At 64.6% G+C, this 11,830-nt stretch carries 12 protein-coding genes; 6 read left to right on the forward strand and 6 right to left on the reverse strand.

Features of this window, described 5'->3' with window-relative positions:
• Window positions 1–13: 13 nt before the first annotated feature.
• The 6 genes from AC1ROK_RS22850 to AC1ROK_RS22875 form a co-directional block, all read right to left on the reverse strand.
• On the reverse strand, window positions 14–1,009 hold the full coding sequence (locus AC1ROK_RS22850) for an asparaginase (RefSeq protein WP_492851203.1): 996 nt from the start codon (window positions 1,007–1,009) through the stop codon (window positions 14–16).
• A gap of 156 nt (window positions 1,010–1,165) precedes the next feature.
• A complete protein-coding gene (locus AC1ROK_RS22855) occupies window positions 1,166–1,507 on the reverse strand; it encodes an SH3 domain-containing protein (RefSeq protein ID WP_492851205.1) in 342 nt (113 codons plus the stop codon).
• A 181-nt stretch (window positions 1,508–1,688) separates the two neighbouring features.
• On the reverse strand, window positions 1,689–2,297 hold the full coding sequence (locus AC1ROK_RS22860) for a hypothetical protein (protein WP_492851207.1): 609 nt from the start codon (window positions 2,295–2,297) through the stop codon (window positions 1,689–1,691).
• Between the two features lie 173 nt (window positions 2,298–2,470).
• Entirely contained in the window at window positions 2,471–2,839 is a 369-nt protein-coding gene (locus AC1ROK_RS22865; protein ID WP_492851209.1) for a hypothetical protein, read from the reverse strand.
• 101 nt (window positions 2,840–2,940) lie between these two features.
• Complete coding sequence (locus tag AC1ROK_RS22870) at window positions 2,941–3,357, reverse strand: hypothetical protein (RefSeq protein ID WP_492851211.1); 417 nt, start codon at window positions 3,355–3,357, stop codon at window positions 2,941–2,943.
• A 164-nt stretch (window positions 3,358–3,521) separates the two neighbouring features.
• Entirely contained in the window at window positions 3,522–3,938 is a 417-nt protein-coding gene (locus tag AC1ROK_RS22875; protein WP_492851213.1) for a hypothetical protein, read from the reverse strand.
• Between the two features lie 216 nt (window positions 3,939–4,154).
• Between AC1ROK_RS22875 and AC1ROK_RS22880 the strand changes: the two genes are divergently transcribed.
• The 6 genes from AC1ROK_RS22880 (at window position 4,155) to AC1ROK_RS22905 (ending at window position 11,824) form a co-directional block, all read left to right on the forward strand.
• Window positions 4,155–5,012, forward strand: coding sequence for an NAD-dependent epimerase/dehydratase family protein (locus AC1ROK_RS22880; protein ID WP_492851215.1), 858 nt, complete (start codon window positions 4,155–4,157; stop codon window positions 5,010–5,012).
• Window positions 5,012–5,866 carry a sugar phosphate isomerase/epimerase family protein gene (locus AC1ROK_RS22885; RefSeq protein ID WP_492851217.1) on the forward strand — a complete coding sequence of 285 codons (855 nt, stop codon included), beginning with the start codon at window positions 5,012–5,014 and terminating at the stop codon, window positions 5,864–5,866. The genes AC1ROK_RS22880 and AC1ROK_RS22885 overlap by 1 nt, the downstream gene beginning before the upstream one ends.
• 85 nt (window positions 5,867–5,951) lie before the next feature.
• Window positions 5,952–7,064, forward strand: a complete 1,113-nt coding sequence (locus AC1ROK_RS22890) for a microcin C ABC transporter permease YejB (protein WP_492851219.1) — start codon at window positions 5,952–5,954, stop codon at window positions 7,062–7,064.
• Entirely contained in the window at window positions 7,064–8,242 is a 1,179-nt protein-coding gene (locus AC1ROK_RS22895; protein WP_492851221.1) for an ABC transporter permease, read from the forward strand. The genes AC1ROK_RS22890 and AC1ROK_RS22895 overlap by 1 nt, the downstream gene beginning before the upstream one ends.
• Window positions 8,239–9,864 (forward strand): ABC transporter ATP-binding protein, encoded by a 1,626-nt coding sequence (locus tag AC1ROK_RS22900; RefSeq protein WP_492851223.1) that lies wholly within the window; start codon window positions 8,239–8,241, stop codon window positions 9,862–9,864. Before AC1ROK_RS22895 ends, AC1ROK_RS22900 begins: the two co-directional genes overlap by 4 nt.
• A gap of 115 nt (window positions 9,865–9,979) precedes the next feature.
• Entirely contained in the window at window positions 9,980–11,824 is a 1,845-nt protein-coding gene (locus tag AC1ROK_RS22905) for an extracellular solute-binding protein (protein WP_492851225.1), read from the forward strand.
• Window positions 11,825–11,830 lie beyond the last annotated feature (6 nt).

Raw genomic sequence — 11,830 nt, forward strand, 5'->3', positions numbered from 1 at the left:
AGCGTGTCCTTGGTCAGGCCGCCCGCATCTCGCCGACCTCGAGGCCGCGGACGTTCCGCACCAGCTGGCGCGCGAACTTTTCCAGCACGGCGCGCTGGCCGGCGTCAGGGTCGGCGAAGCGCAGCAACAGGTTGGCGACCAGTGTCTGGCTCGCCAGCATGTTGCCGTCGTCGATCTTCAGCGCGTAGCCCCAGCCCTTGTCGCGGATGGCGCCGCATTGCACGCCCTCGGCGCCACCCTTCTGCATGACGCGGCCACCGAAGGCTTCCATCACCAGGGTATCGAGATGGCCGGTGCCGGCGACCAGCAAGGGGTGGGCAGTCGCGGCGTCGAAGATGCGCGTCGCCGCGCCGCCGATCTCCTCTGGCAGCCCAATTCCCGTCGCCATCCTCGCGAAACCGCGGGCAAAGGCCGAGAGCGGCGCGGCCCAGGTGGGGATCGAGCAGCCGTCGGTGCCGCAGCGGTCCTCGCTCAGCGGTTCGCCGATCACCGTCTCGACGGCCTTGCGCACCGCCACCTGCACCGGATGACCACGCGTCACGTAGTCGTGCGTGTCGACGCCAAGCGCCCTCGCGACACTCAGCATGCCCGAATGCTTGCCCGAGCAGTTGTTGTGCAGCTGGCTCGGCTCCAGTCCGTGCGCCCGCAGCGCCTCGCGCGCCTTACCGTTGCTCGGCTGGTGCGCGCCGCATTCGAGGTCGCCGGCGGCGAGTCCGATATGGCCGAGGAAATGCGTAACGCCCTCGACATGCACGTCTTCGCCGTGATGCGAGGCGCAGGCCAGCGCCAGTTCCTCGTCGCTCAACCCGAAGCGGTCGATGGCGCCCGAGGTCACCATGGCCAGCGCCTGCATCGACTTGATCGCCGACCGCGGAAACACCGGCCGCGAGGTATCGCCGGCCGCGGCGATGACATTGCCCTCGGCGTCCGAGATCACGAAAGCACCGCGGTGGCGATTCTCGACGAAGTTGCCGCGCGTCTGCTCGATAAGGATGGGGTTGGCGTCCAAAACTGACTCGTCAAAAGAAAAAGGCCCGGAGGTTCCTAGGGAACGCGTCCGGGCCGTGAAGTCAATGTTTCGGAGGTCAGTCAAAGGCACGTGTGCATGGGGTAGTCGTAGGAGCCTGCCGCGCCGTTTGGAGCAACGCGGCAGGAAACTTGGGGATCAGATGTCCCAGTCGTAGGCCAGCTTCAGGAACTTGGCGTTCACCCAGCCCTTGGTGTCCTGCTGTTCGACCAGGCACCAGTCCGAGCCGCCCTGCGGGGCGGTGATGCAGCGCTCGACCCAGACCGAGCTCTTGGGCTCGAACTCGCCGATCTTCTGCGAATAGGAGGCGGGCCACTTGCGGACGTTGAGCGTGTCCCACTTCTTCACACCGACGATGTGGGCGGGGCTCTCGACGTCATAGCCGGCGGCCATGGCGGGCTGGATGGCGAAAACGGCGGCGCTGGCGATGATCAGACCGGCGAGGGTCGCGACCAGCAGTTTCTCATGGGATCTGTTCATCGTGGCATCCTTTCGGGGGCCGGGGTTTCGTTCTGTTGTCCCGACCATGCCCTCTCGCGATTGAACCCCCTGTGAGCCCTTCATTCAGACAGCATTCATCGGCAGGGCAATGTCGCGGCAGCAATAAGGAAGGGGCGGGAACCGTGCGGTTCCCGCCCCTTGTTCAGTCGCCCGTTGTCGCTCAGAGGGCGTGGACGTAGAGCACCGCCGAGTTGCGGCCGACGATCACGCCGACCACGTCGTCAGCAGCATAGCCGCCCTGCCCGAGAGCCTTGTCCATCTTGTCGTTCCGGGCGATGGCGTTGCGCAGGCTCTCGACGCCAAGCTGCTGCTCGACCAGGTTCTTGTCGGCGCAAACCGGCACCACATCGACCGCATCGCGGCCGTTGACGCTGCCGATCTGCTTGGCGGTCACCTTGGCGAGGTCGCCGATCTTGGCATCGCAACGCACGAGGCCGGCCACGTTGCCCGGGATCTTCGGGTCGTCGCCCGGCTTGCCGGGCTGGCAGTTCTTCATGCAGCCTTCCTCGGCGATCTCAGGAACATCGGGGCCGTCGCAGTTCTTCATGCAGCCCTCTTCGGCGACTTCCGGCTCCTCGTCGCACTCGACGACATGGCAGAACGGGTCGAAGGGCTCGCCGCCATCGGAGGTGTCGCCACCGCCACCACCACCGCCGCACGGCCCCATGGTGGTACAGCCGGCCTGAGCGGCCTGGGCAGGAAGAGTGGTGATGACCGCAAGGCCGAGGGTGGCCACCAGGGCCAGCAGAACAAGCTTCAGGTTCTTCATGATCTCTCTCAACAGTTTGATTGCCCGGCGGCACCCCTGCCGCCGTTCGTCGCGCGCTCGGCGCTTCGTTGGCGGCGGAACTATTGCGGGGCGTTTGAACCGCCGCTGATCCGGGCATTCAGAGATCATTCATAGTAACAGCACCGTCTGAGGCGCCGAATACCTCTACTCGTCTAGCGATGGACGTAGAGATTGACCGTGTCGTCGCCCATCATCTTGACGGCGAATACGTCAGCGGCCGAATAGCCCTTCTGGCGCAACGCAGCGGCCAGTGCCTCGTTGTCGGCGATGGCCGACCGCACCGAGGCGGCATTGCCCTCGGTTCTGAGGACCGAGCGACCGGGGCAGTATTCGGTGACCCAGACGCGCTGCTGCTCCGTCACTCCTGCGATATCGTCCGGCGTGACACGCTTCAGCACGCCAAGATAGTCATCGCAGACATCGTCATCCCTTTCGATCGGGAGGGCGGTGGCGAGCGCGGGGGGAATCATCGACGCGCCGAGCCCAATGGCGGTAATGGCGGCCAGCATGAGCTTGGACATCTGGCAGTCTCCTGTGGTTGGCTGCGGCAGGGCCGCGAAATGCACAAACGCCGGTCGGCCTCGCGGCCGATCCGGCGTCAGTTTAGCACCAAGGTGTTGGATCAGCGTCCGAAATTGTGGACGTAAAGGTTGATGGTATCGTCGCCCATCATCTTGACCGCGTACACGTCGTCGGCATGGAAACCGCGCTCGGCCAGCACGTCGGTGAGCACGTCGTTCTTGGCGATGGCGGTGCGGAGATAGGCGGCATTGCCGTCGGAGCGCATCAATGTCGCGGAGGTGCAGAACTCGGTGACCCAGACACGATAATGGCTGTCGACGCCGAGCACCTCGGCGGGCATCACGCGCTTCAGCGCACCGAGCTGATTGCCGCAAGAGGTGGTGGTGGTGGAGCCGCCCTGAGGACAGCTGGCCTGGCCGCATGGGGTGTCCAGCTGAACCTGGGCCTGCGTCGGTGCGCTTGAGAACGAAGTGAGCATCGCGATGGCGAAGGTCGCGGCGAGAGCGAGCTTGGGCATTTCATCTCCTTGGTCAATGCGGCGAGCGCCGCGGGGTGCGAGACATTGCTGCTCGTACGATGGCCAGGAGTTGGGCTCATCACGTTGAACCGGCTCTGATGACGCCGTTCAGATTGGCGACAGGAACGGGCCAACCCGTACCGCATCATCAGAGCCGAGTTGGATCAGCGTCCGAAATTGTGGACGTAAAGGTTGATGGTGTCGTCGCCCATCATCTTGACCGCGTAGACGTCGTCGGCGTGGAAGCCGCGTTCGGCCAGCACGTCGGTGAGCACGTCGTTCTTAGCGATGGCGGTACGGAGATAGGCGGCATTGCCGTCCGAGCGCATCAGCGTCTCGGAGGTGCAGAATTCGGTGACCCAGACACGGTAGTGGCTGTCGACGCCGAGCACCTCGGCAGGCATCACGCGCTTCAACACGCCGAGCTGGTCGCCACAATAGGGATCACTCCCACCATCCTGGCTCGGACACTGCGGGCCGGCGGTGCACGGCTCCCTTTGGCTTTGGGCGTTGGCAGGAATAGCAGAGAACGAAGTCAGCATGGCAACCGCGAATGTCGCGGCGAGAGCGAGCTTGGTCATTTCAGTCTCCTGATGTTGGGCGGCGGGGGGCTGGCCCGCACGTCGTAGTCCTTTCCAAATCGGGGGGATCGCGATGAAGCGATCCGCCTCCTGACGCTGGACAGGAGACTGCGCCATCGGCCTTGAACCGGCACTGACGAGTGCGTTCAGCCTCGTGACAGAATGGGCCCAAGCCGTGCTAGGCTTTCGGGCAAATCAGTTTCGGGAGGACGAGAAATGGCCAAGGTTCTGGTAACGGGCGGCAGCGGCAAGCTGGGGCGGGCGGTGCTCAAGGACCTGGTAGCCAACGGCTATTCCGTGCTCAACATCGACCAGACGCTCCCCAGGGATCCGATCTGCCCGACCGTCCGCATCGACCTCACCGATTTCGGCCAGGTGGCGCAGGCGATCCTCGGCGGGGTCGACGAACGCCGCGGTCCGTTCGATGCGGTGGTGCACCTCGCGGCGATCCCGGCGCCGGGTCTCTTCGCCAATAGCCGCACCGTCGCGAACAATGTGCCGACCAGCTACAATGTGTTCGAGGCCTGCCGCCTCGCCGGCGTCAAAAACGTCGTCTTCGCCTCGAGCGAAACCGTGCTTGGGTTGCCCTTCGAAACGCCGCCGCCCTACGTTCCGGTCGACGAGGAGTATTTCCCCCGTCCCGAGACCGCCTATTCGCTCGGCAAGCTGCTCGACGAGACGATGGCGGCGCAGTTCTGCCGCTGGGATCCGCAGCTGAAGATCGTCGGCCTGCGCTTTTCCAACGTCATGGATGTCGAAGATTATGAGGCGTTCCCCGCCTTCGACGCTGACCCCAAGCTTCGCAAATGGAACCTCTGGGGCTATATCGACGCGCGCGATGGGGCACAGGCGGTGCGTCGCGGCATCGAGGCCGAGTTCAAGGGGTTCGAGGCCTTCATCATCGCCAACCAGGATACGGTGATGAGCCGCTCCAACATGTCGCTGATGGCCGAGGTGTTCCCCAAGGTGCCGCACAAGCGCGAGCTCAGCCAGAACGGTACGCTGCTGTCGATCGACAAGGCCCGGCGCCTGCTCGACTACAATCCGCAGCACAGCTGGCGGAACCACGTCTGATGGCCATCCGGCTTGGCGGGCACGGCTTGCCCATCGGCAGCGAGGATCCCTACGCCTTCGCCCGGGCGCATCGCGCTTTCGGCTACGGCGCTGCCTATGTGCCGGAGGTGAGGCTCGACGATCGCGACCGGCTCAGCGCCATCGAGCAGGCGTTTGCCGCCGAGAACGTGGTACTGGCCGAGATCGGCATCTGGCGCAACCTGGTCTCGCCCGATGAAGCCGTGCGCAAGGCCAACCTCGCCTACGCCGTGGAGCGTCTCGCGATTGCCGACGCCGTGGGGGCCGGGTGCGCGGTCAGCTATATCGGCTCGTTTCAGGCCGGCACCGACTATGCCCCGGCGGCCGAGAACATGAGCCCCGAGGCGTTCGATGCCTCGGTCGAGACGGTGCGCCACATTCTCGACGCGGTGAAACCGAAGCGCGCCAGGTTTGCGCTCGAAATGATGCAGTACTCCCTGCCGGACAGCGTCGACAGCTATGTCGAGCTGATCCACGCCGTGGCGCGGCCGATGTTCGGCGCGCATTTCGACCCGGTGAACCTCATCATGACGCCGCGGGTGTATTTCGATAATGGCGCGCTGATCCGCGAATGTTTCGACAAGCTCGGCCAGTGGGTGGTGTCGTGCCACGCCAAGGACATCAAGCTGCACCACCAGGCAGCACTACACCTCGACGAGGTGCAGATCGGCGAAGGCGTGCTCGACTACCGCACCTATCTGGGCGAACTGAACCGCCTGCCGCGCGAAGTGCCGTTGATGCTTGAGCACCTCAAGGGCGAGGAGTACGCCGTGGCCCGTGACCGCATCTTCGCAGTCGGCGACACCGCCGGCATCGAATTCGCGGTGCGCCCATGACATTCACTCCTTGGTGATTTGCCGCATTCCGGCCCACAGTGCTGCGTTGCTAGCCTAGTTCGACCCTGGACCCCGGAGCCGCCACTTGGGCGCCTACATCCTGAGACGCCTGCTGCTGATGATCCCGACGCTGCTCGGGATCATGATCGTCTCCTTCATCATCGTGCAGTTCGCGCCAGGCGGGCCGGTCGAGCAGGTCATTGCTCAGATGTCCGGCCAGAACGTCAGCTCGACCGAACGCATCACCGGCAGTCAGCAGGGCGACTTCGCCGGCCAGCAGACCGGACAGGCCAAGGACACCGCCGACGTCAACTCCACCTATCGCGGCGCACGCGGGCTTCGACCGGAGATCCTCGAGCGGATCAAGAAGCAGTTCGGCTTCGACAAGCCGCCGATCGAGCGCTTCTTTTCGATGATGTGGAACTACCTGCGCTTCGATTTCGGCAACAGCTACTTTCGCGACATCTCGGTGGTGGACCTGATCAAGGAAAAACTGCCGGTCTCGATCACACTCGGGCTGTGGATGACGCTGCTCGGCTATGGCGTTTCGATCCCGCTCGGCATCGCCAAGGCGCTGCGCGACGGTTCGCGTTTCGATGTCTGGACCTCGTCCATCGTCATCATCGGCTACGCGCTCCCCGGCTTCCTCATCGCGGTGCTGCTCATCGTGCTGTTTGCCGGCGGCAGTTTCTGGAACATCTTCCCGTTGCGGGGACTGGTCTCAGAGAACTTCGCGAACCTGCCCTGGTACGGCCAGGTGCTCGATTACCTCTGGCATATTACCTTGCCGATCACCGCCATGGCGGTCGGCGGCTTCGCCACGGTGACGCTCCTCACCAAGAACTCGTTCCTCGAGGAAATCCGCAAGCAGTATGTCACCACGGCGCGCGCCAAGGGGCTCAACGATCGGCAGGTGCTGTACCGGCACGTGTTCCGCAACGCCATGCTGCTGGTCATCGCCAGCTTCCCGGCGGCGTTCATCTCGGCCTTTTTCGGCGGTTCGCTCTTGATCGAAACGATATTCTCGCTCGATGGGCTCGGCCTCCTAGGTTTCCAGTCAGTGCTCAACCGCGACTACTCGGTGGTGTTCGCGACGCTTTACGTGTTCTCGCTGCTCGGCCTGATCATCGGGCTCGTCTCCGACCTCATGTACATGTGGATCGACCCGCGCATCGATTTCGAGAGCCGGGAAGTCTGATGCACGCCACCCTCGCGGGCATCCGCTCTCCTCTTCTCGCCTTCGCCCCGGCCGACCATGCCCGCTCGGCGCCGCTGCTGTCGCCGATCAACCAGCGCCGCCTCAAGGTGTTCAACGCCAACCGGCGCGGCGTCTGGTCACTGTGGATCTTCCTCGTCCTGTTCGTCCTCACCATGTTCGCCGAGCTGATCGCCAACGATCGTCCGCTGGTGGTGGGCTACAAGGGTGAGACGCTGTTCCCGGTGGTCGTCACCTATCCCGAGAGCAAATTCGGCGGTTTCCTCGCCGAAACGGTCTATCGCGATCCCTTCATCGCCGACGAGATCAACGCCAATGGCTGGATGCTCTGGCCGCCGATCCGCTACTCCTACAGCACGGTCGATGAATCCCTCAGTGGCGCCGCGCCATCAAAACCGTCCTGGCTACAGACCGCTGAAGAGCGCTGCGCCGGCTACCCGGCCGGCATCGCCGATCCCTCCTGCAACATCGGCAATTTCCACTGGCTCGGCACCGACGACCAGGGCCGTGACGTACTGGCCCGGCTGATCTATGGCTTCCGCATCTCGGTGCTGTTCGGCCTTATCCTCACCGTCCTGTCGTCGATCATCGGCATCGGCGCCGGCGCGCTGCAGGGTTACCTCGGCGGCTGGGTCGATCTCATCGCGCAACGCGTCATCGAAATCTGGGGGTCGGTCCCCTCGCTCTACCTGCTGCTGATCATCTCCAGCATCATCGCGCCCAGTTTCTGGGTGCTGCTCGGCATCCTGCTGCTGTTCTCGTGGACGGCATTGGTCGGCATCGTACGGGCCGAATTCCTGCGCGCCCGCAACTTCGAGTATGTCGCGGCTGCCCGGGCACTGGGGGTCTCCAACTTCAAGATCATGGTCGGGCACCTCTTACCCAATGCGATGGTGGCGACGCTTACCTTCATGCCGTTCATCCTCGCCGGCTCGGTGACGACGCTGACGGCGCTGGATTTCCTCGGCTTCGGCCTGCCGGTCGGCTCGCCGTCGCTGGGTGAGCTCCTGGCGCAAGGCAAGGACAACCTCTCCGCCTGGTGGCTCGGCATCACCGGCTTCTTCACCGTGTCGCTGATCCTCACCCTGCTGGTCTTTATCGGTGAGGGGGTGCGCGACGCGTTCGACCCGCGCAAGACCTTCGCGGGGTCGCGCTCATGAACGCGCCCCTGCTCCAGGTCGAGGACCTCCATGTCGAGTTCGCCACCGAGCACGGCCAGGTCCCCGCCGTCCGCGGCGTCTCCTTCGACATCCAGCCTGGCCAGACCGTAGCGCTGGTGGGCGAGAGCGGCTCGGGCAAATCCGTGACCGCGCTCTCGGTGCTGAGACTCCTCCCCTACCCGGCTGCCTCGCATCCCAAGGGGCGCATTCTGTTCAACGGGCAGGACCTGTTGCTCACCGATGATCGAACGCTGCGCGGCGTGCGCGGCAACGCCATCTCGATGATCTTCCAGGAGCCGATGAGTTCGCTCAATCCGTTGCACACGGTCGAGCGGCAGGTCAGCGAGGCACTGATCCTGCATCGCGGCATGCGGCGGGCTGCGGCCCGGGCGCGAACCATCGAGCTGCTGAGTGAAGTGGGCATTCCAGATCCCGTCTCCCGCCTCGACGATTTCCCGCATCAGCTCTCCGGCGGGCAGCGGCAGCGCGTGATGATCGCCATGGCGCTCGCCAACGAGCCGCAACTGCTGATCGCGGACGAACCGACGACGGCTCTCGACGTCACCATCCAGGCGCAGATCCTCGAGCTGCTGATGTCGCTGCAGAAGAAGCGCGGCATGGCGATCCTGTTCATCACGCACGACCTGCACATCGTGCGCCGCATGGCCGAGATCACCCACGTGATGACCGAGGGCAGGATCGTCGAATCCGGTCCGACCGAAACGGTGTTCGCCAACCCGCAGCACGCCTATACCAGGAAGCTCCTCGCCGCCGAGCCGAAAGGCGACCCGCCCGCCAGCTCGGGTGCCGAACCGATCGTCGCCGCCGAAAAACTACGCGTCTGGTTCCCGATCAAGCGCGGGTTCCTCCGCCGCACAGTCGGCCACATCAAGGCGGTGGACGACGTCGATATCTCGATCCGGCGTGGCGAGACCCTCGGGGTGGTCGGCGAAAGCGGATCGGGCAAGACCACGCTCGGGCGCGCCCTGCTCCGCCTCATCGGCTCGGAAGGTCGCATCGTCTATCTCGGGCGCGACATCGACCAGCTCTCGTGGGGCGCCATGCGGCCGCTGCGCAAGGATCTGCAGATCGTCTTCCAGGATCCGTTCGGTTCGCTCAGCCCGCGCATGTCGATCGCCGAGATCATCGCCGAAGGCCTTGCCGTGCACGCGCCGCAGCTCACCTCGGCCGAGCGCGACGCCCGTGTCGTCCGGGCGCTCACCGAGGTCGGGCTCGACCCCGAGGCGCGCTTCCGTTACCCGCACGAGTTCTCCGGCGGCCAGCGCCAGCGCGTCGCCATCGCCCGTGCCATGGTGCTCGAGCCCAAATTCGTGGTGCTGGACGAGCCCACCTCGGCGCTGGACATGAGCGTGCAGGCGCAGGTGGTCGACCTGTTACGTGAGCTGCAGCGTCGGCACGGCCTCACCTACCTGTTCATCTCGCACGACCTGCGCGTCGTCCGGGCGCTCGCCAACCAGTTGATGGTGATGCGCAACGGCAAGGTAGTCGAACACGGGCCGGCTGCCGAAATCTTTGCCGCGCCGCAGTCCGATTACACCCGCGCCCTGATGGCCGCCGCCTTCGCCGTCGAAGCGGTGCCGTCAGCGGAGGTGGCGCAGTGATCAACGCGCTGCCGGAGCGAGCCGCCCCCCCACGCACGCCGGCTTTAGTGCCTCGCCTCCGTACCCTTTCCCTCTTAAACTCCGACAACACGTTCTCCCCCGAATGGAGGCCCTCATGCGCATGAAGTTCGTCGCCCTCACCCTCGCCGCGCTCCTGACGTTCAGCCCGGCGATCGCCCAGGAGAAAGTCTGGCACCACGGCGGCTCGCTGATCGGCGAGCCGAAATACCCTGCAGGCTTCGAGAAGTTCGACTACGTGAACCCTGATGCGCCGGTGGGCGGCGTGGTGCGGCTGAGCTCGATGGGCGGCTTCGACACCTTCAACCCGATCCTGCCGCAGGGCGAACCCGCTGACGGCATCGGGCTGGTGTTCGAGACGCTGACCACGCCATCGCTCGACGAAACCTCCACCCAGTACGGCAACCTCGCCGAGGCCTTCAGCTACCCCGACGACTTCTCCTCGGTCACCTTCCGGATGAACCCACGCGCCAGGTGGGCAGATGGCGAACCGGTCAAGGCCGAGGACGTGGTCTGGACCTTCAACAAGGTCAAGGAACTCAACCCCAGCCAGGCCAACTACTACGCCAACGTCACCAAGGCGGAAGTCACCGCGCCCGGCGAGGTGACCTTCAGCTTCGACCAGACCGGTAACCGCGAACTGCCCAACATCATGGGCCAGCTGATCGTATTGCCGCAGCACTGGTGGGAGGGCACCGACCCCGACGGCAAGCCGCGCGATATCGGCCGCTCCACCCTCGAGCCGCCGCTGGGCTCGGGACCGTACAAGCTGGCGAGCTTTTCGGCCGGCACCTCGATCACCTATGAGCGCGACCCCAACTACTGGGGCCTGAAAGAGCCGTTCAACATCGGCCAGAACAATTTCGGCCAGATCAAGTACGAGTATTTCCGCGACACCACCGCCGAGTTCGAAGGCTTCAAGGGGGACGCCTTCGACTGGTGGGACGAGAACCTCGCGCTGCGCTGGCAGAACGACTACACCTTCCCGGCCGTCACCGAGGGTAAGGTGATCAAGGAGCTGTTCGAGAACGCCTATCGCGGCTCGGGCATCCTGGTCGGGTTCGTGCCGAACCTCAGGAAACCACTGTTCCAGAACGAAGCGCTGCGCGAAGCGATGCTCTACGCCTTCGATTTCGAGGAACTCGACAAGCTGCGCTTCTTCGGCCAGTACGACCGCATCAACTCGTTCTTCTACGGCACCGAGTTCGCGTCTTCCGGCTTGCCTCAGGGCGAGGAGCTGGAGATCCTTAACTCGGTCAAGGATCTCGTCCCCGCCTCGGTGTTCACCACCGAGTACAAGAACCCGGTCAACGGCGACACGACCAAGCTCCGGCAGAGCCTGCGCACCGCCAACGAGATCCTCACGAAAGCCGGCTACACCCTCAACGGCAACCAGTTGGTCGATCCCAGCGGCACGCCGGTGAGCTTCGAGATCCTGCTCAACGGGCCGACCATCGAGCCGATCGCCACGGCGTTCCAGACCAATCTCAAGCGGCTCGGCATCAACGCCACCATCCGCTCGGTGGATTCGCCGCAATATATCGAGCGGGCCCAGAACCGGGATTACGACATGATCTACACCGGTTGGGTGCAGTCGCTCTCGCCCGGCAACGAGCAGCGCGATTTCTGGGGCTCGGCCTCGGCGGCGCAGAACGACAGCCGCAACTATGCCGGCATTTCCGACAAGGGCGTCGACGCGCTGATCGACAAGATCGTCTTCGCTGACGACCGCGAAACGCTGATCGCCGCCACCCGGGCGCTCGACCGCGTGCTGCTGGCACACCACTACACTGTGCCGACCTACACGCTGCGCAAGTCGCGCATCGCCCGCTGGGACCGCTTCAGCCACCCCGAAACCCTGCCGGAATTCTCGATCGGCTTCCCGACGGTGTGGTGGTACGATGAAGCCAAGGCGGCCAAGACCGGGGCGGCGAAGAACTAGCTCGTA

The sequence above is a fragment of the Devosia sp. GW821-FHT12F11 genome (genome assembly GCF_058806655.1).